Source organism: Paenibacillus phytohabitans, from assembly GCF_013141775.1.
GTDB classification, from domain to species: Bacteria; Bacillota; Bacilli; order Paenibacillales; family Paenibacillaceae; genus Paenibacillus_AQ; species Paenibacillus_AQ phytohabitans.
Genome location: NZ_WHOB01000095.1, coordinates 20,083 through 45,797 on the forward strand (window position 1 = coordinate 20,083; position 25,715 = coordinate 45,797).

General features: G+C 53.3%; 26 protein-coding genes and 1 pseudogene. 1 reads left to right on the forward strand and 26 read right to left on the reverse strand.

Annotated elements, in window-relative coordinates:
• Nucleotides 1-7: 7 nt before the first annotated feature.
• The 22 genes and pseudogenes from GC101_RS33400 to GC101_RS33505 all read right to left on the reverse strand — a co-directional run bounded on the left by GC101_RS33400 (nucleotide 8) and on the right by GC101_RS33505 (nucleotide 19,832).
• Nucleotides 8-766, reverse strand: coding sequence for an SIMPL domain-containing protein (locus tag GC101_RS33400; protein ID WP_171720819.1), 759 nt, complete (start codon nucleotides 764-766; stop codon nucleotides 8-10).
• Between the two features lie 94 nt (nucleotides 767-860).
• Nucleotides 861-1,398, reverse strand: a pseudogene (locus GC101_RS33405) (GNAT family N-acetyltransferase).
• Between the two features lie 75 nt (nucleotides 1,399-1,473).
• Nucleotides 1,474-1,743, reverse strand: a complete 270-nt coding sequence (locus GC101_RS33410) for an HPr family phosphocarrier protein (protein ID WP_036651317.1) — start codon at nucleotides 1,741-1,743, stop codon at nucleotides 1,474-1,476.
• Between the two features lie 97 nt (nucleotides 1,744-1,840).
• Complete coding sequence (gene whiA / locus GC101_RS33415; RefSeq protein ID WP_039302402.1) at nucleotides 1,841-2,770, reverse strand: DNA-binding protein WhiA; 930 nt, start codon at nucleotides 2,768-2,770, stop codon at nucleotides 1,841-1,843.
• Nucleotides 2,771-2,789: 19 nt separating this feature from the next.
• A complete protein-coding gene (locus tag GC101_RS33420) occupies nucleotides 2,790-3,731 on the reverse strand; it encodes a gluconeogenesis factor YvcK family protein (RefSeq protein ID WP_171720837.1) in 942 nt (313 codons plus the stop codon).
• 57 nt (nucleotides 3,732-3,788) lie between these two features.
• Entirely contained in the window at nucleotides 3,789-4,688 is a 900-nt protein-coding gene (gene rapZ, locus GC101_RS33425) for an RNase adapter RapZ (RefSeq protein ID WP_039302396.1), read from the reverse strand.
• A 46-nt stretch (nucleotides 4,689-4,734) separates the two neighbouring features.
• Nucleotides 4,735-5,685 carry an ROK family glucokinase gene (locus tag GC101_RS33430; protein WP_171720820.1) on the reverse strand — a complete coding sequence of 317 codons (951 nt, stop codon included), beginning with the start codon at nucleotides 5,683-5,685 and terminating at the stop codon, nucleotides 4,735-4,737.
• Nucleotides 5,686-5,924: 239 nt separating this feature from the next.
• Nucleotides 5,925-7,184 (reverse strand): DUF438 domain-containing protein, encoded by a 1,260-nt coding sequence (locus GC101_RS33435; RefSeq protein WP_171720821.1) that lies wholly within the window; start codon nucleotides 7,182-7,184, stop codon nucleotides 5,925-5,927.
• 14 nt (nucleotides 7,185-7,198) lie between these two features.
• Nucleotides 7,199-7,426, reverse strand: a complete 228-nt coding sequence (locus GC101_RS33440; RefSeq protein WP_171720822.1) for a DUF1858 domain-containing protein — start codon at nucleotides 7,424-7,426, stop codon at nucleotides 7,199-7,201.
• 114 nt (nucleotides 7,427-7,540) lie between these two features.
• Nucleotides 7,541-7,798, reverse strand: a complete 258-nt coding sequence (locus tag GC101_RS33445) for a class I SAM-dependent methyltransferase (RefSeq protein ID WP_171720823.1) — start codon at nucleotides 7,796-7,798, stop codon at nucleotides 7,541-7,543.
• A 156-nt stretch (nucleotides 7,799-7,954) separates the two neighbouring features.
• The gene (gene trxB / locus GC101_RS33450) at nucleotides 7,955-8,908 is read right to left on the reverse strand and encodes a thioredoxin-disulfide reductase (RefSeq protein WP_171720824.1); all 954 of its coding nucleotides are present in this window, start codon (nucleotides 8,906-8,908) and stop codon (nucleotides 7,955-7,957) included.
• 53 nt (nucleotides 8,909-8,961) lie between these two features.
• A complete protein-coding gene (locus tag GC101_RS33455; RefSeq protein ID WP_171720825.1) occupies nucleotides 8,962-10,707 on the reverse strand; it encodes a tetratricopeptide repeat protein in 1,746 nt (581 codons plus the stop codon).
• A 245-nt stretch (nucleotides 10,708-10,952) separates the two neighbouring features.
• Nucleotides 10,953-11,900 carry a ribose-phosphate diphosphokinase gene (locus GC101_RS33460; protein ID WP_039302378.1) on the reverse strand — a complete coding sequence of 316 codons (948 nt, stop codon included), beginning with the start codon at nucleotides 11,898-11,900 and terminating at the stop codon, nucleotides 10,953-10,955.
• Nucleotides 11,901-12,026: 126 nt separating this feature from the next.
• Nucleotides 12,027-12,848: a histidinol-phosphatase HisJ gene (gene hisJ, locus GC101_RS33465; protein ID WP_076243416.1), complete on the reverse strand. Its 822-nt coding sequence runs from the start codon at nucleotides 12,846-12,848 to the stop codon at nucleotides 12,027-12,029.
• Between the two features lie 14 nt (nucleotides 12,849-12,862).
• A complete protein-coding gene (hisIE, locus tag GC101_RS33470; protein ID WP_171720826.1) occupies nucleotides 12,863-13,579 on the reverse strand; it encodes a bifunctional phosphoribosyl-AMP cyclohydrolase/phosphoribosyl-ATP diphosphatase HisIE in 717 nt (238 codons plus the stop codon).
• Nucleotides 13,576-14,334 carry an imidazole glycerol phosphate synthase subunit HisF gene (hisF, locus tag GC101_RS33475; protein ID WP_039302370.1) on the reverse strand — a complete coding sequence of 253 codons (759 nt, stop codon included), beginning with the start codon at nucleotides 14,332-14,334 and terminating at the stop codon, nucleotides 13,576-13,578. The genes hisIE and hisF overlap by 4 nt, the downstream gene beginning before the upstream one ends.
• A 52-nt stretch (nucleotides 14,335-14,386) precedes the next feature.
• Complete coding sequence (hisA, locus tag GC101_RS33480) at nucleotides 14,387-15,124, reverse strand: 1-(5-phosphoribosyl)-5-[(5-phosphoribosylamino)methylideneamino]imidazole-4-carboxamide isomerase (protein ID WP_171720827.1); 738 nt, start codon at nucleotides 15,122-15,124, stop codon at nucleotides 14,387-14,389.
• 49 nt (nucleotides 15,125-15,173) lie between these two features.
• Complete coding sequence (hisH, locus tag GC101_RS33485; protein ID WP_171720828.1) at nucleotides 15,174-15,797, reverse strand: imidazole glycerol phosphate synthase subunit HisH; 624 nt, start codon at nucleotides 15,795-15,797, stop codon at nucleotides 15,174-15,176.
• A gap of 1 nt (nucleotide 15,798) precedes the next feature.
• Complete coding sequence (hisB, locus tag GC101_RS33490) at nucleotides 15,799-16,410, reverse strand: imidazoleglycerol-phosphate dehydratase HisB (RefSeq protein WP_039302361.1); 612 nt, start codon at nucleotides 16,408-16,410, stop codon at nucleotides 15,799-15,801.
• On the reverse strand, nucleotides 16,397-17,707 hold the full coding sequence (hisD, locus tag GC101_RS33495) for a histidinol dehydrogenase (RefSeq protein ID WP_171720829.1): 1,311 nt from the start codon (nucleotides 17,705-17,707) through the stop codon (nucleotides 16,397-16,399). The genes hisB and hisD overlap by 14 nt, the downstream gene beginning before the upstream one ends.
• Before the next feature lie 145 nt (nucleotides 17,708-17,852).
• On the reverse strand, nucleotides 17,853-18,497 hold the full coding sequence (hisG, locus tag GC101_RS33500) for an ATP phosphoribosyltransferase (protein WP_039302355.1): 645 nt from the start codon (nucleotides 18,495-18,497) through the stop codon (nucleotides 17,853-17,855).
• A 117-nt stretch (nucleotides 18,498-18,614) separates the two neighbouring features.
• Complete coding sequence (locus tag GC101_RS33505) at nucleotides 18,615-19,832, reverse strand: ATP phosphoribosyltransferase regulatory subunit (protein WP_042132740.1); 1,218 nt, start codon at nucleotides 19,830-19,832, stop codon at nucleotides 18,615-18,617.
• Between the two features lie 351 nt (nucleotides 19,833-20,183).
• On the opposite strand from GC101_RS33505, the gene gntK reads away from it, so the two are divergent.
• Nucleotides 20,184-21,713, forward strand: coding sequence for a gluconokinase (gene gntK / locus GC101_RS33510; RefSeq protein ID WP_425497172.1), 1,530 nt, complete (start codon nucleotides 20,184-20,186; stop codon nucleotides 21,711-21,713).
• Between the two features lie 118 nt (nucleotides 21,714-21,831).
• Here gntK and GC101_RS33515 read toward each other — a convergent pair whose 3' ends face one another.
• The 4 genes from GC101_RS33515 to ppaX form a co-directional block, all read right to left on the reverse strand.
• Nucleotides 21,832-22,989, reverse strand: a complete 1,158-nt coding sequence (locus GC101_RS33515) for an acyltransferase (protein WP_171720831.1) — start codon at nucleotides 22,987-22,989, stop codon at nucleotides 21,832-21,834.
• Nucleotides 22,990-23,049: 60 nt separating this feature from the next.
• Nucleotides 23,050-24,261, reverse strand: coding sequence for an acyltransferase family protein (locus GC101_RS33520; protein ID WP_171720832.1), 1,212 nt, complete (start codon nucleotides 24,259-24,261; stop codon nucleotides 23,050-23,052).
• A gap of 293 nt (nucleotides 24,262-24,554) precedes the next feature.
• Nucleotides 24,555-25,064 (reverse strand): acyltransferase, encoded by a 510-nt coding sequence (locus GC101_RS33525; protein WP_076243413.1) that lies wholly within the window; start codon nucleotides 25,062-25,064, stop codon nucleotides 24,555-24,557.
• Nucleotides 25,061-25,714, reverse strand: a complete 654-nt coding sequence (gene ppaX / locus GC101_RS33530; RefSeq protein WP_171720833.1) for a pyrophosphatase PpaX — start codon at nucleotides 25,712-25,714, stop codon at nucleotides 25,061-25,063. Before ppaX ends, GC101_RS33525 begins: the two co-directional genes overlap by 4 nt.
• Nucleotide 25,715 lies beyond the last annotated feature (1 nt).

The following is a 25,715-nucleotide window of genomic DNA, read 5'->3' on the forward strand; positions in this document are numbered from 1 at the left end:
GGTCACTTTATTTCAATTCATAGGTTACGCTAAGCTGAGTGGTTACTTTAACTTCTCCGGGTTCAACGGAACTTCCGGCAGCTGAATCTGCTGAAGTATTAGCCATTTTAGCAGATTCCATATAGATAACCGGGTTATTCCCGTCATCGCTCTGAATGACCGTCACCACCTGACCGAGTCCGCGTTTCGCCGCTTTAGCAATCGCTGCCGCTTTTACATCTGCATTCAGCATTGCTTTTTCGATAACCTGTGCTTCAAAGGCTGATGGATCTTCGATCGCAAAGCTTGCATTGCCGATATTGTTCGCGCCAGCCGTCGATGCTGCATCCAGCAATTGTCCGACCTTAGTCAGATCACGGTAGGAAATCTTCAGCGTATGCTGGGCATTATAGCCTTTAACCTGCTGGCCATCCTTTTCGCTATAGACGTAATTAGGCTGTACATAGAACTGCGTGCTCTGAATATCCTTGTCCGCAATTCCCCAGGTTGTTTTGAATAATGCAGTCAGCTTCGCAATCTTTGCCGCGGTACCCTTCTGCGCCTCTTGTGCAGTATCAGCCGTGGTAGTTACCCCGATGGAGAGATAGACGATATCCGGTTTGATCGCAAGTTCGCCTTTACCGACTACGTTCACAATATTCTTCTGCACCTCATCGGCAGCGTAAGCCTTTTCAGGACCTTTTAGCACCCCGCTCAGCCCCATTCCTCCTATAATCAAGCTTCCTGCCAGCAGCACTGCTCCGATTGATTTGCCGAATTTCATCATGCTTGCCATCCCCTTTCGTTTCTTTAAGTGTTGGTACCCTCTAGACGGACCAGCATGGCAAAAGTTGCATATCCTATGTACGTTATTTAATAATTTATTCCGTCTCTATCCAAAAACGCCGGATGACATTTCCGTCCTCCTCAATATATTCGCTATCCTCTACTCCGCCATTCTTGCGGATCGTCCGTTCCGATGCTGTATTGACGGCGTCGCAGACCACGAGTGCCTTCTCTATACCCAGTTCAGCAGCTTTCAGGAGAGCCTGCTTCAGAAGTTCACTGGCATACCCCTGTCTGCGCTCCGAGGGGACTCACGCCATAGCCGATATGCCCGCCTGTACGGAGTAACGCTTCCGTCAGCCAGTGTCTGATGTTCACGGCACCCACCACCCGCTGATCCGTTGTCACCAGCCAGAAGGTTGAACTGCTCACCCATCCGTCTTTGATATTCTCACCGCCGGCATGCTCACGCAGAGACTGAAGCATACCGGCAAAGTCAGCAGGATCGATCTCGACTACCCAGGGAACGAATGATTCTCCGCTGGCCTTCCACTCTTCATAAAATGCCAGATAGTGCTCTCTGAGAGCTTCTGAAGGCTCCACTAATGCTACCTCACTGCCTTGGATCTGCATTTCTGTGTATCTCCCCTTATCCATAAATAATATGAAAAAAAAGCCCCTAAGGGCTTTCGGTAAGACGTGTACCATTTATTGATTCTCGAGTTCTTCCTTACTTACAAGACTTGTCAAAGCGGTTACAGCTTGTTCCGCATCTGCGCCATCTGCGCTGATATAAATCTCCGTACCGGAACTGATCGCAAGGCTCATAATGCCCATGATACTTTTGGCGTTAACTTTTTTATCGTCTTTTTCCACGAAAATCTCCGACGAAAACTTATTAGCTTCTTGCACAAACAATGCTGCCGGCCGAGCATGGAGCCCCGTCTTCAACCGAACAACTACCGGGTGCTTTGTCATGAAACGCTTACCCCCTATTTGAGATCTGCCCAAAAATTTCACATTAATTTTATAATATTATATCATTATAACCTCTACCGCACTAGAAAAAAAATAATCAACTGCCCCGCACCTTGTCAGCCAGCTCATCAATTTTGCGCAAACGGTGGTTTACGCCTGATTTACTGACGGTGCCGCCCAGCATATCGCCAACTTCCTTCAGGTTGATATCCGGGTGTGCAAGTCTGATTTCCGCAACCTCGCGCAGCTTATCCGGCAAGCTTTCCAGTCCCACCTCACGCTGCAGCAGCTTGATATTCTCAATCTGGCGTACCGCAGCGCTGATCGTTTTGTTAAGATTGGCCGTTTCGCAGTTGACGATCCGGTTAACGGAGTTACGCATATCGCGCATGATCCGTACATCCTCGAATTTGAACAGTGCCTGATGGGCTCCGATCAAACTTAAGAATTCAATAATCTTCTCGCCTTCCTTGATGTATAGGATGAAGCCTTTCTTGCGTTCTATGCAGCGGGCATTCAGGTGAAATTCACCAGCCAGCTCCACGAGCGCCTTGCAGTGCTCCTCATACATCGAAGCAATTTCCAGGTGGTACGAGGAACCCTCCGGATTATTCACCGAGCCGCCAGCCATGAAGGCCCCGCGCAGGTAAGCACGCTTGCAGCAGTTCTTGCCGACGATTTCATCATCAATCCCATCGGTGAAGATGAAGCCTTCCGAGACAATCCGCAGATCCTTCAGGATCTCCTGAACCCGGTTTGGAATTCTTACGATATAGACGTTATTCTTCTTCAAACGCATTTTTTTACGCACGAGCAGCTCGATATGGACCTGGTAATATTTCTTAAGTAAAGAATATACCCGCCTTGCAATCGCGGCGTTCTCCGTCGAAATGTCGAGAACAACCTTTTTGCTCGAAAGCTGCACCGAACCATTCATCCGGATCAGCGCTGACATTTCCGCTTTCTCACAGCAGGGCTGGCTCTCGACCATCGTCAGCTCTTTTTTGGTAAGGGCCGCAAAAGACAAGGGGCTCACCTCTTTCATGTTAACTCTTTCTGTCAATCCAATCCTGAACCAGCTGGAAAATATGGTGGCTAAGCTTATCTGTATCATGCCGCAAATAGGTTTTGAATAATACCAGTTTGTCGGCAATCACCTTATATCCGTTGCCGTCAACGACATCGCGGTCAAGCTGCACCGGACGTGCGCCTTTCTCGGCATATTTGATCTGTACCTGCTCCGGGATCTCTCCGTCGTTCACAATTACATAATCGAACAGATGCAGTCCGATATGATCGTACACCGCCTGAAGATGATCACTGACCGTATAATTATCCGTTTCACCGGGCTGGGTCATTACATTGCATACAAATATTTTGATTGCATCCGAGGCCACGACGGCTTCAGCCAGCTTCGGTACCAGCAGATTCGGCAGAATGCTTGTATACAGACTGCCCGGACCGAGCAGAATGGCATCCGCATTCCGGATCGCATCCAGCGCCTCCGGCAGAGGCTCCACATCGGCAGGCTCCAGGAATACACGTTTGATTATACCGCCGGCCTCCGGTATTTTGGATTCGCCGGTTATCAGGGTACCATCCGACATCTCGGCGTGCAGTACCACCGCTTCGCCTGCAGCGGGCAGCACCCGGCCGCGGACGGCGAAAAGGCGGCTAAGCTCTCTGACTGCCGTAACGAAATCACCGGAGATGTCTGTCAGCGCTGCCAGAATGAGATTGCCCAGGCTGTGTCCGGCGAGGCCCTCTCCGGTACTGAAACGGTAGCGCATGATCTGCGCCATCAGAGGCTCCACATCGGCCATAGCCGTCAGGACGTTACGGATATCCCCCGGAGGCGGCATTTGCAGCTCACTGCGCAGAATCCCGGAGCTTCCCCCGTCATCTGCCACAGTTACGATAGCCGTAATATCCAGCGGCTTCTCCTTCAATCCCCGAAGCATAACAGACAGCCCGGTACCGCCGCCCATGACGACGATCTTCGGACGCTGCCCTTGTTCTTCAGTCACTACTCATCCCTTCTCTCGTCAATGCCGATCACGTTCGGAATCCCGATGGCTGATTGCTACCGATTCCGTCTCGCTTACCCCCAGCATTTTGCCCAGATATTCCGCAATGGCTACGGAACGGTGTTTGCCGCCTGTACAGCCGATGCCGATAATAATCTGGGATTTGCCTTCTTTGCGGTATTGCGGAATAAGAAATTGAAGCATGTCAAGCAGCTTGGTCAGGAACGTCTGCGTTTCAGGCCATTTCATTACATAGTCATACACATCGTTGTCTTGGCCTGTCTTGGGCCGCAGCTGATCCACATAATGCGGATTAGGCAGGAAGCGGACATCGAACACCAGGTCAGCATCAATCGGAATACCATACTTGAACCCAAACGAAGTAATGTTAACGGAGAGAGTGCTTTTCCCGAGATGGGAGAACCGTGACACAATTTTTTCTTTTAGCTGTGCCGGCTTCATACTGCTGGTATCCAGACACAGGGTAGCTGAATTCTTGAGCTCTTCCAGCATTTGGCGCTCCATCCGGATACCGTCAAGCGGCATGCCCTTGGGAGCAAGCGGGTGGTGACGCCGGCTCTCTTTGTAGCGTTGTACAAGCACTGAATCTGTTGCATCCAGGAAAAGAATCTCAAAGCCTATGGTCGACTCGTCCTTGATATAGGCCAGAGACTCCGACAGAGCGGTGAAGAATTCCCGTCCCCTGAGGTCGATCACGAGCGCCACTTTGGCGATTTTGCCTTTGGACTGCTCAATCAGTTCGGCGAACTTCGGGATCAGCACTGGCGGAAGATTATCGACGCAGAAGAAGCCGAGATCCTCCAGGCTCTGCACTGCAATCGTCTTGCCTGCTCCCGACATGCCGGTAATGATGATCAGGGTGGCACGACCGGGCGATATTTGCTCGAATTCGGTCATTAGAGCGTCCCCTCCCTAAGGTTAGTATATGAATAATTCCTGCTCCTTAAGAACGCAGCAAAAGACCTGCCGCACCAATAATACCGGCATCATTGCCAAGCTCCGCAGGCACGATGGTAACACCAGTCTGCAGAGGTGCAGGTGTTAGCTTGGCGAATACACGGCGGACTTCATCAAACAGGATATCGCCGGCTTTGGATACGCCGCCGCCTACGATAAACACTTCCGGATTCAGTACCGCAGCCACCGAAGCCATCGATTTGCCCAGGTAGAATGCTGCGCGGTTCACAATACGCAGAGCGACTTCATCGCCTGCCTTGGCAGCGTCAAAGACTTCCTTGGCCGCAATCTTCTCCACCGTGGACAGAGTGGTGCGGTCCCCGCGGGCCACTGCATCATTCGCCATGCGGATAATACCAGTCGCAGAGGAAACGGTTTCCAAACAGCCCATGTTTCCGCAGCCGCACTGGATAGCTTCCAGATCGGGAACTACTGTAATATGGCCAAGCTCTCCGGCCAGTCCGGCAAAGCCCTGATACACCTTGCCATTGATAATAATTCCGCCGCCTACCCCTGTACCCAGCGTATAGCAGACACAATTCTCAATGCCGCGTCCTGCACCGCTCCAAGCCTCGCCCAGCGCAGCCACATTGGCGTCATTGTCTATTTTGACAGGCTTGTTCAAACGACCTTCCAGAATGGAACGGATCGGCACATCTCTAAATCCTATGTTAGGCGCAAGGATGATGATTCCTTCACGAATATTCGTAAACCCGGCAAGCCCGGCTCCCACACCGGCAAGCTGTTCCCAGGAATACGGAGAGTCCTCCACAATCAGGCGCACATACTTCTCGATATTATCGATAACGGCATCGACGCCGTCTGCGGTCCCCGTTGGACCTTCGTAAGTGTGCAGCAGGCTTCCCTCGGCATTGCAGATTCCAACCTTAATCGTGGTTCCACCTAAATCCACGCCAACGTAGATATTTTCAGACATGTTACAAGCCACCTTTTTCTATGCTAAAATAGTTAATCCTACGTACCCACTATAATAGAAGCCTCCCCTGCGGTCAAGGAAAGGCGATACACCCGGGGCAATGTTCTTCAGGAAGCGGTATGGGATATTTTGACATGCTCCGTCTGCGGACAACCCGCCTAACAAAAAGACCTTCTCGCCCGGCAGGCAAGAAAGTCTGAAAGTAATCTTCTATTGCCCTGGTCCCTGTAAATCTGCCATTATTCCGACAAAATACGCTTTTGCCCCTCTAAGGCACGGATCGGAGCAATATTCTGTGTGAACTCCAGCGTCCCCATATAGCGCCCGGTCTCATCACGTACTGCGAAATAGCGGATATAGATGAATTTATCTTTGATGGCAATCCAGAAATCCTCAGCATCCTTAATGCCTGCCTTGAAATCTGCCAGCAGCTTCTCCACCACATGCACGCTTTGCGGCGGATGACAGTTCTGCACCGTACGGCCGATAACCGCCTTGGTCCGGGCGAAGATCCGTTCCTTGCCATGCGAGAAGTAGCGGACCACATCGTTCTCATCGATAAAGGTCAAATCCACCGGCAGATGATTCATCATCGTCTCGAGCTGATGAAGCGACAACAGGCCGGTCTCAAAGCGGATGAAGCCCTGCGGTGATGCGGCTTCTCCTTCTTCCTGGCTCTGGGCACCTTCCGGTTCAGCGGCACGCTCCGGAATCCATTCCTGCTCCGGCGCGGTCAGGCAGAAGCCGATCTCGTCACTTTCGCGGGCGATTTTGACCCATTCATCTTCAGTCAGCTTATCGAGCGCCATCGGCAGCAGAATATTCTCTTCTTTGAAGATCATCTCGTTGACTTCTTTAATGATCTCCTCCAGTGAAGCTGCAATCTGCTCAGACTCCCCGCTATACGCGCTGAGTGCTTTCTTGGCTTCCTTAATCATATTGCGGATCCCGTCATCCACGCCCCACATTACCTTGGTTGGACCATAAATGCCGTACTTCTCTAAGTAAGGAAACAGCAGATTCTCCTTGCGGCTGTAATGCTTGTCGAGGTCGAGCAGTAGGCTCAGATCCTCCAGCAGCTTGAAGATGATCTCTTCGCTGGCGTTCTTCTTGAACTTGTCTGTGTGCAGCTCCAGCCGGAAGTTAACCAGCCGTTCAATCTCACGGTTCTCCAGCTTGAAGGTATGCACAGGATGCCCCGGCTGCTCTTCAGCCTTCGAGGAGCGGTGAATCTGCTCAATTGAGCCCTTGAAGATGGCCGTATGCACGGAGCATAGGCGCTGCACTTCCTCTACCGGAATACCCTCTTCGGTCATCAGGGAATGCTCCATGGCGGAAATTTCCGCTACGGTCACATCGCCTACCGCTTCGGCAAAACGCGCCTTCACTTCCTCTACACTTTTACCCGCGTGCAGCTCCTTGATGATCTCCTTCAGCATAGCCTGGCGGCGCGTCTGCTCCGGTACATCCACTTCACGGTTATTAATCAGTTCGCTCATTATATTCTCTCCTTCTATTCAATAATCTCGAAGCCGTGCTGCTCAAAGGCCAGCCGAACGGTTTCCAGCTCTATTCTCTTTAATTTCATGCCCTTGGATAATGTCATGAACCTGCCTGCCGTCTGCAGCATTCCAGGCTTCGTTATATCATGGAAACCCAGACTGGCCATAATATCTATGGCTTCCGGGTGCCTGGTTACCAGTTCCAATATAGATTCATTCAGCTTCAATACCTTACTCATGATCTGCACACCTCACAATTGAGAATCCTTCTCAGCAACAGCTTAGCATAGGGCAAGGGGGCAAATTGTGATTGCAGTCACTAAGTATAAAATAACCCCACAACATATTAGCTTTTAAGGAAAAAGCTGCCCATACGCCTGTAACAGCATAGGGACAGCTATGTAGGTTAGCTCATACCCGCGATCCAGAAACAACTCGGAGGCTTTACCGCTGCCCGCACCAATCTCAAGAATTCTGGACTCCGTAGTCAGAGAGGCTTCTCCTATTATCCGCTCAATAAGCGCGGAGGGATAGCTCGGCCGGTACATATCATAGAATGCCGCTGCTTCATTAAACCGTTCACTTTCTTTGAACCAATCCTTAGTCCCCATTTCATACACTCCCTTGTATTGGATAATGTGGTTTACGCTGGTTCATGTGCATAGTTTCACATAACCGAATAAGGGTACGCCAAAAAGCCGGCAGTCCCATTTCTGGAGCTGCCGGCCCGTACGCAAAAACTTTAGAAGCTTACGGCAAGCGCCGTATTATTTATCGAGCGATTCGCTCCAGTCATGCACCATGGTGCCTTCCAGGAACTTCTCGGCATCCATGGCGGCCATACAGCCGGTGCCGGCTGCCGATATCGCTTGACGGTAACGCGTATCCTGCACGTCGCCGCAAGCGAATACGCCGGGAATATTCGTCTCTGTGGTGCCCGGATTAACCACGATATAACCATTGGCATCCGTGTTAATCTGACCGCCCAAGAAAGCGGTATTAGGTGTATGTCCGATAGCAACAAATACACCATCCGCTTCCACCAGCTCGGTAAGACCCGTCTCATTGTTAAGGACGGTGATGCCCTTAACTCCGGTATCGCCGACGGTTACCTCAAGCGGCGTGCGGTTCAGTGCCCATGACACCTTGCTGTTGTCGCGTGCGCGGTCCTGCATGATCTTCGAAGCACGCAGCTCCGGACGGCGGTGAACTAGCGTTACGCTGGAAGCAAAGCGGGTCAGGAAGCTGGCTTCCTCCATCGCGGAATCGCCGCCACCGACCACGACAATCTTTTTGTTACGGAAAAAGAATCCGTCACAGGTCGCACAGGTGCTGACCCCGCGTCCTACATTCTCCTGCTCACCCGGGATACCCAGGTATCTGGCGGAGGCGCCGGTCGAAATAATGACCGTCTCCGCTTCCAGTACACCCATTCCGTCTACAGTCACCTTGAACGGACGCTGCGAGAAGTCAACCGACTCCACCCAGCCATTCTTGAATTCAGCGCCGAAGCGTTCGGCCTGCTTACGCATGTTGTCCATCAGATCAGGACCCAGAATTCCTTCAGGGAAGCCTGGAAAGTTCTCCACTTCTGTCGTCGTTGTCAGCTGTCCTCCCGGCTGCAAGCCTTCAATTACGAGCGGGCTCAGGTTCGCGCGCGCCAGATAAATCGCGGCAGTCAGCCCGGCCGGGCCTGTTCCGATTACAATCGTTTTGTACATTACATTGGCCTCCTTACAAGTAGCGTATAGATTCTTATATTTGAAAAAAGGGTTCAAATATTGGTGGTGGACGGCGACAAGCCGTCCGTTCCCGGCAGCATGCCCTGGGTATCGCATTCACTGTCGATCCGCCGTGCATAACGGCTTACCATGGAGACCGAGACGCCGTAACGCTGTGCCGCCTCGCGGAAGGTGACCGGACGCCCGTGCAGCCTGGCAGTCAGGTACTCCAGTGCCGCACACCAGCCGCCGTCATTGCGGAATAACGGTACATCCGGATACAGGCTGCCGATGAACTGCTTCCAGATAAACTCTGCATCCTTCTTCTGCGCAGCATCATACCTCCGGTCCATCATGGCCACCGTATGATCGATAATCCGCTGCCAGTCTTCCTTCCATTCAGCGGGGCCCTTGGGGCTGGAAGCCGCTTGCACCTGCTCTTCTTCAGGAGCTGCTGCTTCCAGATTCTCTCCAATCAGCCGCTGCAGGCTGAACAACGCCGCCTCCTGCAGCCGGTCCTCCTGGAGCGGCTGATGCTCCAGAACTCCGCGCAGTACCTCGGACATCTCCTCATCCTCAATCCAGCGCAGGGCTTCGGTCACCTGGAGCTTCGTGGAGGAATCGCCGTAGCGCAGCGCCCAGAAGAACGAGGCGCGCAGCAGCGGATTGTTCCGTACTTCTTCGGTGAACTTGCCTGTATTCCCCTTCCACTGCTTAAGCTGCTCCTGGAAAGGCAATTGGTAATTATAGCTGACAGCAGGCATAGGTCTGTCTTCTCCCCGGGCTTGCTGGAGCTGGGACAGGAAGAATGCCGGCACGGCCGACTCAGGGTCCAGCTTCGCAGCCTGTCTCCAGCAGCGCAGGGCTTCAGTGTAGAGGCCGCTGTTGCTGGCCGCTGCTGCGCAGTAATGATACAGGCCGGCGTCTCCCGCGACCTCTTCATCCTTCAGCAGACGCCGGAAGTGGCTGTATGCTGCAGTATGTCTGCCCAGGATGCCCATCGTCGTGGCCATTTTGAATACATGCTCCTGATGAAAAGGCACAGTGGCTTCAAGCATGCCCAGCAGAGAATCCAGCTGCTCCTTGTCACCTGCATACTGCAGGAAGATCGCCATATTGCAGAGCGCATGCAGATTGCCGGGGTCCTGCTTCAGCACCTCGTTCAGGCATTCCTTCGCTTTGGCAAACCGGCCCATATAGAAATAAGCGAGGGCCAGGTTATTATGCGCAGCCAGAAAGTCCGGCGAGGTCGCAATGATCTCTTCCAGCAGCTCTACGGCCTGGGGAAACTTGCCCTCCTCCAGCAGACTGCGGGCCCGGTCATGCTCGACCACACCCTCACGGCTGCGGATCCGCACAAGCGGAGCAGGACGGTTCAGCTCATATTGCAGCAGCTCCATCAGCTCTTCGGATTCGGCCATGAACTCGCCGCTGGCATCCTCTTCCAGATACGTGACCAGCGAACGCTCCGCCTCTTCAAAGCTTTCCATATTGGCGTAATTATTAGCCATATAGAAATGACATTCGGTCATTGCGGGATCAATCTTCTCCAGTACATGGGTCAGAATCTCATTAGATGCTGTGTAATTACCCATCTCAGATAATATACCCGCCATGTTGCAATGATTCACCGGATTATCCGGCTCATATTCAACAGCTTTGCGAAAATTCTTTAATGCCTTATCATATTGAAAGCGGTCAAGCGACCGTACGGCTCTTTCAAAGAAAAAATTGGCATCCAGAGTGACCGGAATCACATTACCGCTGTCCGTATCATTCTCTGAAGTTTTCTCAATCATGGAAGCAAGGCACCTCCCTTTGTAAGCTTCCCTAGCCTAACGAAAAATAGGAGAGCGGCATCAAATATATACCCATACTCCCTGTCTTAAGTGTTCTTTTCGTTTCCATTTATGGACTTGGCTGTCTTCTTCACACAGTATACCACATGTGGTAGTGAGATTCTCAACCTGGGAGGAGAGTTAAGGGGAGGTAAACGCTTGAAAAGTTGCTGCTGCAGCATAACTGTAAAAAAGAAACGCAGGGACTATATCCCCGCGTCTCTAAATAGCTTGTCTATGGAACCGCCTTCGATGATAATACGTGTGGCTTCTGCCAGCATAGGTGCAACAGAGAGCACCGAGAATCTGCTGGAATGCTCATCCGGCAGCGCAATAGAATCCGTGACGACAATTTCGTCGATATTGGGATGATCCATCCGCTCCAGCGCATCTCCGGAGAACAGCCCGTGCGTAGCACAGACGATGCTGTTCCGGGCCCCGCGCTCCTTCAGCCCTTCTACCACATTGACGATCGTGGTCCCCGTATCAATAAGATCCTCAATAATAATCGGCGTTCTTCCCTCAACGTCTCCGATGACATGGGTAATCACCGATTCGTTATGAGCCGGACGTTTCTTGATCATGATGGCAAACGGAGAGTCCAGCCGGCTGGCTAGCTTCTCAGCCATGGAGGCGCGGCCTGCATCGGGTGATACGACTACCAGATCGGAGAGGCCTTTGATCTTCAAATAGCCGCTGATCAGATCAAGCGCAGTCAGATGATCCACGGGAATGTTGAAGAATCCCTGAATAGCCGCTGCATGCAGGTCAATAGTTATCACGCGGGTAGCTCCTGCAGTGGTCAGCACATCGGCAACCATTTTGGCCGAGATCGGCTCACGCGGCGCAGATTTGCGCTCCTGCCGGGCATACCCGTAATAAGGAACAATAATATTCACTGTTCTTGCCGATGCGCGTTTGGCAGCGTCGATCATGACCAGCAATTCTACAAACAGCTCGTTAATCGGATGAGCCAGGGATTGCACCAAAAATACGTCGCAGTTCCGGATGCTCTCTTCATAATGCACATAAATCTCGCCGCTCTTGAAACGTGTCAGCTTAATCAGGCCCAGCGGTGCGCCAAGGCGCTCCGCAATATCAGCGGCCAGCTTCGGATTCGACGAACCGGAAAAAATACGTAATTGATGATGCATAGTACCCTCCTGGGATTATAATTTAAACTTCGAACGCAAGTGGAAACGGCTTTGCCGTCCTTGTATGGACGGTACCGTTTCAGCGAGAAATAGAAGGATAATATATAGCGCGAAGCCTATACATTCTTATATTTGGACGGATGTGCGGCGGCGTCCTTCGAACACAGCCAGTTCACGGAAGCCCGTGCGCCACAGCATTTCCCGCGCCTCCTGTAAGCCGTCTCCCAGCTTCAGAGGGTCATGGGCGTCTGAGCCCACGGTGAGCGGAATACCCAGGGCATACGCCTGCTGAAGCACATGCTCAGCCGGGAACATCTCGGCGCAAGGCTTAGTGAGTCCCGAAGCATTCAGCTCCATCGCGATTCCGCTGCCGGATATAACCTTGAGCGTCTCCAGCTCCAGTGCTCTGGCCTCGGCTCTTCCTTCCGGAGTCTGCGGCCCGTAACCGAACCTTTTGATGACATCCATATGTCCTATAATATCATATAATCCCGATAACGCCGACTTCTGCACTGCATCATAATATCGGCGGTAGACGCTCATCACGTCCTGGCCTTCCCAGCCATGGGTCTGCCGGTGGTCCGTAATATCCCATTCTCCGAGAAAATGCACCGACCCGATCAGATAGTCCCACGGATAGGGTGCTAAAAGCTCGCGGATCTGCTCTTCATATCCCTCGATATAATCCGCTTCAAGCCCCACCCGCAGCTCAATCGTTCCGCGGTAGCGCTCCTTCAGCGTAAGACATTCCTCCACATAACGCGGAAGCTCCGCAAGCGGCATAGCCATCTCGGGATAATAGTGCTCCGGATCTACATGGATAAGCGGCAGATGATCGGACAGTCCAAGCTGCTGCAGCCCGAGCGCGATGCCGCGCTGCACATACTCTTCAAGCTTCCCTACGGCATGGCCGCAGCGCTCATGGTGGGTATGGTAATCAATACGCATGCTGAAACTTCCTCCTAGTCCCGGCGAGGCCGTTCATGGCGGGCACTCAGCTCTTTCAGAATCTCATCCAGCGGAAGCTTCCGCTCCTGCAGCAGGACCAGTAAATGATAGATCAGATCGCTGACTTCAAGGCGAAGCTCGGCATTATCTTTATTTTTGGCGGCGATAATAGTTTCGGAGGCTTCTTCGCCGACCTTCTTGAGAATCTTGTCGACGCCCTTATCAAACAGATAAGTAGTGTACGCCCCTTCCGGACGGTTCACTTCCCGCTCGGCAATTACGCGCTCCAGCTCACCCAGTACAGCAAAGCGGTCATGGCCTGCTGCTGCCGAGTTAACTGTACCTCCCGCTGCTTCAGCTGTTGCCGGTGAATCGAGGGGAATCTCGCGGAAGAAGCAGCTATTCTCACCCGTATGGCAGGCCGGTCCTTCCGGCACTACTTTTACCAGTAAGGTGTCGCTGTCACAATCGTAATGGATGGAGGTGATGGCCTGGGTATTGCCGGAGGTTCCGCCCTTATGCCAGAGCTCACTACGCGAACGGCTCCAGAACCAGGTCTGGCCGCTCTCGAGTGACAGCCGTAGTGACTCCGGATTCATATAGGCGAACATTAATACTTCCAGGGTACGGGCATCCTGCACCACTGCCGGCAGCAGGCCGGCTTCATTCCAGCGGATGCCTGACAATGCCTCCTGCTGGATCTGCGCTATGTCTTTCTTGTCCTCGCTCATCGGATCTCTACCCCTCTTTGCTTCAGATCAGCCTTCAAATCATGAATGGCAATCTCTTTATAGTGAAAAATAGTTGCCGCAAGCCCGGCATCTGCCTTGCCTGCGGTAAATACATCATAGAAATGATCAATTCTTCCCGCACCGCCGGAAGCAATTACGGGAATGCTCAGCAGATCGCAGACTGCTGCCGTCAGCTTCAGATCGAAGCCGTCCTTCGTGCCGTCCGCGTCCATGCTCGTAAGCAGGATTTCGCCCGCTCCCAGCCGCTCAGCTTCCTTGGCCCAGGTAAGCGCCCGGATACCGGTAGGCGTACGTCCGCCGTGAGTGTACACTTCCCACTCGCCCCAAGCTTCATTATATTTGGCATCCATCGCCACCACAATGCACTGGGAGCCGAAGTGGCGGGCGCCTTCAAGAATCAGCTGCGGATTATTGACAGCTGCCGTATTAATGCCGATCTTGTCCGCACCGGCGCGCAGGATCCGCTTCATGTCCTCGGGTGTAGAAATCCCGCCGCCCACCGTGAATGGAATAGCAATCTCCCCGGCAGTCTGCCGCACGACCTCAACCATAGTCGCCCGCCCTTCCACTGAAGCGGAGATATCCAGAAATACCAGCTCATCTGCACCTTCGCTATCATATAAAGCCGCCAGCTCCACCGGATCTCCGGCATCGCGCAGATTTACGAAATTAACGCCTTTTACCACCCGCCCGTCCTTCACATCCAGACAGGGGATAATCCGTTTGGCTAACATCCAAGACCCCTCCTTCACAGGCTAACAAAAGTAATTACTAAGCCCGTAACCCCTACGCCTTACCCAGCGCCTGCAGGGCTTCAGCCAGATCAATATTGCCGGTGTAGAGCGCCTTGCCGACAATCGCTCCACCGATCCCGCTGCTGCTATGTACGCTCAGACGCAGCAGATCGTCCAGGCTGGTAACACCGCCGGAGGCAATTACGGTTTTGCCGCTCGCCCCGGCCATGGATAGAATACCCTCCACGTTCGGTCCCTGCATCATCCCGTCACGGGAGATGTCTGTGTAGATGAAGGTCTCTGCACCCTTGGCTGCCAGCTCCTTGGCCAGATCCTCGGCGCGCACCTCGGAGGTATTCAGCCACCCATGCGTAGCCACATAGCCGTTACGGGCGTCAATACCGATCGCTATCTTATCGCCATACTTCGCGAGAACCGCCTCTGTAAAAGCATAATCATTGATCGCCGCCGTTCCAATAATGACCCGGCTGATGCCAAGACCCAGCAGCTTCTCCACATCCGCAAGCGTGCGGAGACCGCCGCCGACCTGAACCGGAACATTGGCATTCCTGGCAATGGCTCCGATGATGGCATCATTAACGGGATGCCCGGCCTTAGCGCCGTCCAGATCGACCAGATGGATAAACTGTCCGCCCTGCTCTTCCCAAGACTTGGCCACCTGAACCGGACTGTCGTTATAAATGGTTTCCTGGCTGTAATCCCCCTGCTGCAACCGGACACATTTGCCGTCACGGATATCAATCGCCGGATATACGATAAAAGAAGACATGTAGCGCTCCCCGCTTTCATTACAATTTGCAAATATAGTTATTCAGGCTTCACGCCTGCTCTCTTCGAAGCCGCAGGAAATTCCCCAGCAGCTTGATGCCAAGCTCACCGCTCTTCTCCGGGTGAAACTGCATGCCGTACACATGGTTCCGCCCGACTACAGCCGTTACCGGATGTCCATAATCCGTGACCGCCAGCAGGTCGCTGTCGCTACCTGCAAGCACATGATAGGAATGGACGAAGTAGACATGCCCTTCTTCAAGGCCGGTCAGAAGCGGACTCGCCGGCTGGAGGAAGCCCAGCTTGTTCCACCCCATATGCGGCACCTTGTAGCCGTCACGGGGTGCGAAGCGTACCACCGAGCCCGGCAGAAGATCCAGCCCCTTATGCTCGCCATGCTCCTCGCTGCTGCTGAACAGCAGCTGCATACCAAGGCATATACCCAGCAGCGGCTGTCCCGCTTCAGCTACAGCCTTAACTACAACATCCATTCCGCTCGCCCGCAGATGCTCCATCGCATCGCCGAATGCACCGACACCCGGCAGGATCACGCTGTCTGCCGCCAGAATCTCACCGGCATCTGCCGTCACCAGACTCGTATACCCCAGGCGTTCCACCGCCTTGCTGACACTGTGCAGGTTGCCCATGCCGTAATCGACGATTGCAACGGTCATGCTACAGCACTCCCTTCGTCGAAGGCACACCCTTCACCCGGGGGTCCACTTGTGTCGCTTCATCCAGCGCCCGTCCCAGTGCCTTGAAGACCGCTTCAATCATGTGATGGGTATTGGAGCCGTAATGTACAATGACATGCAGCGTAATTCTCGCTTCCAGCGCAAATTTCCAGAGGAATTCGTGAACCAGCTCCGTAGAGAAGCTGCCTACCTGCTGCGATGGATACGTAGCCCGGTATTCAAAATGCGGCCGGTTGCTGATATCAATCACTACCTGAGCCAGTGCCTCATCCATCGGGACGAAGACACTCGCGTAACGCTTGATGCCTTTTTTGTCGCCAAGCGCTTCCCGCAGCGCCTGTCCCAGACAGATACCGATATCCTCAACCGTGTGGTGGTCATCGATATCGATGTCGCCCCGCGCCTGTACGCTCAGATCAAACTGTCCATGCTTGGTGAATAGATCCAGCATATGATTCAGAAAAGGCACATCGGTCTCCAGCTCGGAAACTCCGCTGCCGTCCACAGCAAAGGTCAACGCGATGTCCGTTTCGTTGGTTGTACGGCTAAGTCCGGCCTTGCGCAGCGCCACTTCATTATTATTGTTCTCCATTTCCGTCTCCACCTTTCGCTTCGTTCTCCAGCCGGATTTCTATTGCGCGGGCATGGCCTTCCAGACCCTCACGCCGGGCGAGCTCCATAATCGCCGCCCCGTCCCGCAGCAGTGCTTCCTTGCTGTAATAGATCAGGCTGGATTTCTTAATGAAATCATCCACGTCCACAGGCGAGGAGAACCTTGCTGTGCCGTTGGTCGGTATAATATGGTTCGGTCCGGCGAAGTAATCGCCGACCGGCTCCGAGCTGTACGGACCCAGGAAGATTGCCCCGGCGTTCTCAATCGCGCCGGTCAGTGCCATCGGGTCCGCCACTACAATCTCCAGATGCTCCGGCGCCAGCCGGTTCACAATGGAGATGCCCTCCTCGATCGATTCCACGACGATAATCGCGCCGTAGTTCTCCACCGAGGCCCGCGCGATAGCTTCGCGCGGCAACGTCTGCAGCTGCCGTTCTACTTCGGCAGCAACGGCCTCCGCGAGACGCTGCGACGGCGTCACAAGGATCGCCGAGGCCATCTCGTCGTGCTCGGCCTGCGAGAGCAGGTCGGCCGCGACGTAGGCGGCCTCGGCGGTATCGTCGGCGAGCACGACGATCTCGCTCGGTCCGGCGATGCTGTCGATATCGACAGCGCCGTAGACCTCGCGTTTGGCCAGGGCCACGTAAATGTTCCCTGGCCCGCAGATCTTATCGACCGGCACGATGGATTCCGTGCCGAAGGCCAGGGCGGCGATCGCCTGCGCGCCGCCTACGCGGTATATCTCGTTTACGCCCGCTTCAGCGGCGGCAACGAGAATATAGGGATCGATGCCTTCGAAGCCGCCCGTCGAAGGCGGTGTAACCATCACGATCTCCGGCACGCCGGCGATCTGTGCCGGAATAACGTTCATCAGCACCGAGGACGGATACGCTGCCTTGCCCCCGGGAACATAGACGCCCACCCGCTTCAGCGGGCGGATGATCTGTCCGAGGATCGTGCCGTCCGGCTGCAGATCCATCCAGGAATTGCGCTTCTGCCGCGCATGGAACGCACGGATATTGACAGCTGCCGCCCGGATTGCCGTCACGAAGGACTCCTCTACCCGGCCATAGGCGGCCTCTAGCTCCTCCTGCGTTACCCGCAGCTGCGCAGGCGTCAGCACTGCGCCGTCGAAGCGCTCCGTATACCGGAGCAATGCCGCATCACCTTCCTGTTTGATACCGGCCACGATTTCACGTACCGCCTTGTTCTGCTCCGGCGTGCCGTATTCCACTTCACGCTGCAGCTTAAACTCCTTACTGGACTGGACCTTCACCGCTGCTTCCCCCCTGAACTTTCTATTTACTAGCTAGGCTCAGCCGTAACTACGGATAATGTTTGGACTTCCGCTCCTACAGTTCCAAACTTTTCCTTCGTCACTTCTATCCTTTTTTCATCTTTTAAAGTTCAATCTGTATAGCTTATTTAATCTGCAGCTCCGGGCCTGCAATCACGGCCTGCAGGCGGTCACACAGCTGCTGAATTTCCTCATTCTTCATCCGGTAGCTTACCCGGTTGGCCACCAGGCGGCTGGTAATTTCGAAGATACTGGTCATTTCCACCAGCCCGTTATCCTTCAGGGTCTGGCCGGTCTCCACCATATCCACGATCCGGTCAGCCAGTCCAATCAGCGGCGCCAGCTCAATCGAGCCGTTCAGCTTCACAACCTCGACCTGCTGGCCCTGCTCACGGAAGTACCGTGAGGCCACGTTCGGATATTTGGTCGCTACCCGCTGCTGGATGCCCGGCTGCCAGTTCGGGAGTCCGATAATCGACATCCGGCAGCGGGCGATTCCCAGATCAAGCAGCTCGTACACATCACGGTTTTCTTCCAGCAGTACATCTTTGCCGACAATACCGATATCCGCTACACCATACTCTACATATGTAGGCACATCTACCGGCTTGGCAAGAATAAACTCCATTCCGGCTTCCGGCAGTGAAATCACCAGCTTGCGTGATTCTTCCCCGTCCGGAGGAATCGGCAGTCCCGCCTTGCGGAACAGCTCTGCCGCTTTGTTGTAAATCCGGCCTTTCGGCATGGCTACCTTAAGAATCTGTGCCATTCATACCCGCCTCCATTTCAATTTCCGCTACCCTATATAATTGCAGGGATTACTTGGGTTCACATATTCCTTCATTTCACTTATTGTCACCTATTGCTTCATTCCACATTTATGAGATCAGCCATGCTCGCTGATAAAAGACACAAACGTATAAATCTCTCCGTAACGTTCACCCTCTGCCTCTACGGTATCCGTATCCAGGCGCTTCACAACCTTCAGCTCTTCCGGGCCTGCCGCCAGCCGGGTTACCACAGCGTGGCCCTCATTCCGCAGCCGGGCCGCCTCAGCAAGACCTTCCTGACGCCGCAGGGCATCGTACTGGACCAGTACCGGCAGTTCTTCCTCTTCGGTCACTCCGGATACACCATCCAGAATGCGGTTGGTCTTCAGTGAGAAGCCTGTCGACGGAATCGGGCGTCCAAACTGCTGAAGCAGATTGTCGTACCTTCCGCCGCTGCACACCGGGAAGCCCAGCTCCGAAGCATAACCTTCAAACGTCATGCCCGTATAATAGGAGAAATCACCGATCATCGTCAGATCAATCAGCACATGCTGAGAGACGCCGTATGCGACAAGCACCTCCCATACCTTGCATAAATGCTCAATGGAAGCGCGTGCCAGCGGATGGCTGCTGAGCTCCAGCGCCTGTCCGCAGATTTCCTTGCCTCCCCGCAGCCGCAGCAGTCCGTCCAGTTCCTTCTTCTGGGCTTCCGGCAGTTCCAGGCGGCGCAGCGTCTCCCGGAAAGCGACATAATCACGGCCCAGCAGATGACTCTTCAGCTCTTCCTGGGCCTGCGGGAGGCCGGATACCGCTTCCTGGAACAGACCGTCGAGGAAGCCTACATGCCCTATCGCAATTTTAAAAGATTTCACTCCCGCGGCCTCCAGCGAGGCAATTGCCAGTGCAACGACCTCAGCATCCGCCTCTGGTGAATCATCTCCGACAAGCTCCACTCCGGTCTGGAAGAATTCCGCTTCCCGGCCGGCCTCCTCTTCGATAGCACGGAAGACATTGGCATGATAGGAAAGGCGCAGCGGCAGCGGTTCGTCCTTCAATAAGGAGGAGACTACGCGGGCAACGGGCGCTGTCATTTCTGAACGCAGCACGAGTGCCTGACCGCGGTTATTCAGTAATTTATACAACTTCTGGTCTGACGTGGAACTGGCCACACCGACCGTATCGTAATATTCAAGGGTGGGAGTAATCATCTGGCGGTAGCCCCAGCGGCTCATGCAGTGCAGCACATCGTTCTCAATCTTGCGCAGCTTCGTTACCGCACGCGGGAGATAATCCCGTACGCCGGCAGGCTTTTCGAATCCCTTTGGTTTGGACATCTTCACTTTTCACCTCATCAGATATCATAAGAAGCATCTTAAATCGCTTTAATATGGTAAAGTGGTAGTAAACTAAAGCAGTGGTAATATCGTATCACGGACTATCCTTTTGCGTCAACAATCTCCTTCTATACCCGCCAGTTTCGGAAGCTTGGACTATATGTTAAGCAGCGCCTATCCATCCTCTCTTTGCCACCGTGATTACCTGCGAATATAATAAGCTGTAGAACATGAACTTCAGAATGTTTCATACGAAATATATAATATAATTGTACTTTATTTCCTGCATTAAGTATTCCCGGTATCTATTTCAGAGCAGAAAGAAGGACTGACGGCTTGAGTACATCCTATATGATCGGCGTTGATATTGGAACCACCAGCACCAAGGCTGTCCTCTTCGAGGAGAACGGAACAATCGTCACACAGAGCAACCAGGGCTATCCGCTGCATCAGCCTTCCCCTTCTGTAGCAGAACAGGACCCTGGTCAGATTCTGCAGGCTGTCCTGCACACTATCTCTTCAGTCATGCAGGACAGCCACGTCCCTCCTGGACAGGTTCTGCTTGTCTCCTTCAGCTCGGCCATGCACAGCGTGATTGCTGTAGATTCTTCCGGCAAACCGCTTACCGCCTGCATCACCTGGGCCGATAACCGGAGCAGTGCAGCTGCCCGGCGGCTGAAGAATGAACTGAACGGGCATGAGCTGTATATGCGGACAGGAACACCCGTCCATCCGATGTCTCCAATTACCAAGCTGATGTGGCTCGGTGAGGAGCATCCGGAGCTGTTCAGCCAGACCCATAAATTCATCTCCATTAAAGAATATATCTTCTTCAAGCTGTTCGGCAAATATGTAATTGATCACTCCATTGCCTCTTCTACAGGTATGTTCAATCTGGAGAAGCTTGACTGGGACGCTGAGGCGCTCCGTATCGCCGGAATTACTCCAGAACGTCTATCAAGACCGGTGCCCACCACGCAGATCCTGCAGGGGCTGCTTCCGGGGCTTCCGGAAGAGCTTGGACTTCTGGCCGCCACACCGTTTGTCGTAGGCGCCAGTGACGGTGTCCTATCCAATCTGGGGGTCGGTGCCATAGAGCCGGGGGTTATTGCCGCGACTATAGGAACCAGCGGTGCCATCCGCACCGTGGTCGACCGGCCGCTGACCGACCCGAAAGGGCGGACCTTCTGCTATGCACTAACGGACAAGCACTGGGTTATTGGCGGCCCCGTGAATAATGGCGGCATGCTGTTCCGCTGGGTGCGTGATGAGTTCGCCGCCTCTGAGGTAGAGACCGCGAAGCGCCTCGGTATTGATCCTTATGAGGTCCTGACCCGGATCGCCGAGCAGGTACCGCCAGGCAGCAGTGGCCTGCTCTTCCATCCCTATCTGACCGGTGAGCGTGCCCCGCTGTGGAACCCCGATGCGCGCGGCTCCTTCTTCGGACTGAGCATGAATCACCGCAAAGAGCATATGATCCGCTCTGTGCTGGAGGGTGTCATCTTCAATATGTATACCGTCCTGCTCGCTATGGAGGAAATTATCGGCCAGCCGGCCAGAATCCTGGCTACCGGCGGCTTCGCCCGCTCCGCTCTATGGCGGCAGATGATGGCGGACATATTTGATCAGGAGGTGGTAGTCCCTGAGAGCTTCGAGAGCTCCTGTCTTGGCGCCGTTGTCCTCGGGCTGTACGCCATCGGCCGGATCGATTCCTTCGATTCCGTATTCGGCATGATTGGCTCGACCCACCGCCATGAACCCGTCCAGGCACATGCCAAAGTCTATAAGCAGCTGCTGCCCATCTATATCTCCGTATACCGCAGCCTCGAAGGCCAATATCAGGCGATTGCCGATTTCCAGCGCGAACAGGCCGGAGAGTAGTCTGCAATCCTGCCAATATATGAATAAAAGCGCCAACTGGCCCGCATCTGCGGCCAGTCGGCGCTTTTATCATTCTGGATTTGAAGTCCCCTTCATTACTGCATTTCAAGGCACCCAGCTACACTGTTGCTTCAGGCGCCCGCTTAACCTTCTGCGGCGCAGAACCAAACAGTACCCAGGCCGGCTTCACATAACGGAAGACGAGGGCGACGACCAGCCAGGAGCCGGCGAAGGCCACCAGCCAGCCCCCGGCAATGGCAGCCGTGTAGGCAAGCGATCCGCCGTGCAGCGGCAGCTTTCTATAGAAGAAGAGCAGCGCCGGATGCAGCAGATATATCCCGAAGGAGCAGGCACCTGCAGAGATCAGCAATCTTGCCAGCAGGCTGCGCCCCGCTCCGTACAGCAGGAAGGACAGCTGGAACAGCACAAGACAAGAGAGCAGCGCATGAAGATTGGAGAAGCCTTCATACCATAGACTGTTGATGACCGTCTTCTTCGTATAATTGTTGAACCACAGCTCCACATGAACAATTCCTGCAGCGGCCCATAAGAACCACAGCACAATCCAGCTTGCACCCTTACCGGAGCGCCACCCTTCACGGGTAGGAATCAGCCACTTTTTCAAAGAGCTGTAATATACCGCAATCGCTGCACCGAGCAGGAAATAAGAGAAGTACGTAATTGCAAGACTGCCCTTGGACAGCTGCCAGTATCCATGATTAGCCATATATTTGTTCAGCAGCACGAATCCCCACTGTAAGGCAAGTCCGATGAGCGGTGCCCACGCCGCCAGACGGCGGACTTTCTGCAGACACCAGAGCATGAGCGGGAACAGCACATAGAACTGAATAATGATAATAATATAGTACAGATGGGTATACGCCGTACCGGTCCACAGATATTTGCCGAATTTGGCCGCCTGCTCATTAAGAGGCATGCCCCATGTATGCCCGGCAGTCATTTTCAATATAAAGTACAGCACCGAGAAAACAAGATAAGGCACAATAATATAAATCAGCCTTCGGCTATAGAATTTCGCGAGTGTCTTCCCGCCAAGCGGACGGTCAATATAATTGTAGAACAGCACAAACCCGCTTAGGAATACAAACGAAGGTACAGCGAACTGGCTGAACTTGTTTATGAACAGAAACGGATGAAACAAAGAGGTATCCAGCGTTTCCGCCAGTGTCCGCGAAGTGGCGTGTATCGCTATGACCGCAATAATCGCTATCGCCCGGAATACATCAAGCTGCGGTATTCTTTCCTTTTGAGCCATTATCTTTCCTCCTGCCTAGACCCTCATCCCTGATGCCCTGAGTTGGGGTCTGTTGAACTCTCATGATTTACTGATATCTTTACCTTCGGGCACTCTATTGGTGCTCCCGTGCACAGGCTTGTCCTTCACCGGAGGGGCAAGTGAATGCGGTACGCTCCCGAATGCCACCCAGGACAGGCGGATGCGGCGGAACGCAAATTGCACAAGTATCCAGCTTCCTGCCAGCGCCGCAGCCAATCCTCCGTAAATATAGAATACATAGGTTAATGAATCTGTAGGAATTCCCGTTCCGAATCTTCTATACACTGCAAGCAGCAGAGGATGGATCAGATACAACGCAAATGAAACCTCACCCAGCCGGGTCAAAATAGCAACGATCACCTTCGGTGCCCTGCGGTAGATAAGAAAAGTGGCATACAGCAGCACCAGCGCTGACAGCATCGTATGTACATTCCAGAGCAGCTCGTACCAGAGCGAGTCCGTCCATATCCCGAAATGGCGGGCTCTATACCATAATTGTACATGCGTGAAGGCCGCTCCGAGCCACAATGTAACAAGCAGCAGGATAAGCATTTTATACCTGGCAGCCAGTTCACGCCAAGGCTTCATCAGCCACAGCTTGATCGCTTCAAAATTAATGGCGATATAGGCGCCCAGCATATAGTATGCCAGATACGAGATCGACAAGCTTCCTTTTTCCACAATATGCAACTGATACTTGTTCCAGATAATGAATACCCACTGCAGCGAAAGTCCAATCGGAAAAGCCCAGCGCACCCACAGCCGTGAGCTCTGCAGCAGCTTAAGCAGCAACGGAAACAGCAGGTAGAACTGGATGCTGATGAATACGAAATACAAATGCGCATACGCCGAACCCGTAAATAAGGCACCCAGGAAGCCGGAGATGCTCTCTGCCAGAGGCTGTGCCAGCTTCCCATTCACGTACAGGGTCAATCCGTAATAGCCGATGGATACCAGCATATAGGGGAGCAGAATGTACTTCAGCCTGCGGCGGTAAAAGCTTCCGATCAGACTCCGCGTCACGGGCCGCCCGTAATAATTATAGAACAGCACAAAGCTGCTTAGAAAAATAAACGACGGTGTACCGAATTTAAAGAAGATGTTGATCCAGTTCAGCCAATAATAATAGGGTGACTGGAGTGCCAATTCTCCGGCCGCAAAAGATGATGAATGGACATGCAATACGCCCAATATCGCCAGAGCACGGTATATATCCAGCTGGGGCAGACGTTCCTGTTTTGCTGCATTCACTTTAAGATTCCTCTTCTCTGCTATGATGGCTGTTCATAGACGCCAAGCGGAAGTGATACCTATCAGGAAGTCTGCCCCTGCTGATTATTTCATTCTGATATGTGCTGCGCGTCCGTATGCGGAAAGATCCGCTCCTGCACTTACAAGTATATCGCCAATATATACCCGCCGAACACTTAAAGGTTGCTTAAGATTGCTTAATTGCCCAGGCTGCGAAGTTTACACAAGAAACCCTGCAGCTCCTGCGCAGATACACGCAATATGAAACTGCAGGGTAAGAGGTTACCTGGTGACTATTCTTCTACAGCCTTCTCCGCTGATCCCGGCGGACGCAGCTCACGCAGCGGATTGCCCCCGACGAACGAGCCCGCAGCTACATTCTTGTGCACGACAGAACCCGCGGCGACAACCGCCCAATCTCCAATCGTAACGCCAGGCAATATCGTTGTGTTGGCTCCAATCAGGACGTTCTCCCCGATAATGACTTCACCCAGCCTGTACTCTTTGATGAGGTATTCATGGGCAAGAATGGTCGTGTTATAGCCGATGACCGAGTTCTCACCGACCGAAATTTTCTCCGGAAAAAACACATCCACCATCGCCATTAGCCCAAACGCAGTATGCTTGCCCACCTTCATCCCGAGTACCCTGCGGTAGATCCAGTTCTTAAGCGGCAAGACCGGACAGTAGCGGGCAATCTGGATAAAAATGAAATTGCGTACGCCCTTCCACGGGCTCACCGTACGGTAAATATACCAGAGCGAATTATGGCCCTCCACCGGATAGCGGGTTAACTTTCTCACGGCTGCTTCGTCTCCTGCTCCACTATAGTATATAAGTCCTTCATGTCGTGGATGATGTAATCCGGGTTGTACTTCCGCAGCATTTCCTCACCTTTGAGTGACCAGGCAACCGCAGCTACACGCACACCCGCTGCCTTGGCAGACTGAATATCGACCGCACTGTCACCTACCATGAGAGTTCTGGCCGGATCAACACCCAGATTAGCAACCGCGGTTAGGACAGGCTCCGGATGCGGCTTCGCCTGACTGACATCATTGACCGTCACAATCGTCTCCATATACTTCAGCAGATCGAACATTTCCAGCGCTTTGAGAGTAGTTGGACGAATCTTCGTTGTCACAATCCCGAGCTTTATTCCCCGGCTTAACAGCCCTTCCATAGTCTCATTCACATGAGGAAAAGAACGGATTAGCTCATCATGATGCGCATAATTATATGAACGGTAAGAAAGCTCCAGCACGCTTGTGTCCTGCAGACCGGAGAACGCGCTCATCTGCTGCTGGAGCGTAGTTCCCATATGGGGAATAATCTCTTCCCGGGTTAGAGCCGGGAGGTTATTCTCCTTCAGCGCATGCATGAACGAGCTGATGATCAGCTCATTAGTATTCACAATCGTTCCGTCCAAGTCAAATAACACGCATTCTATCATT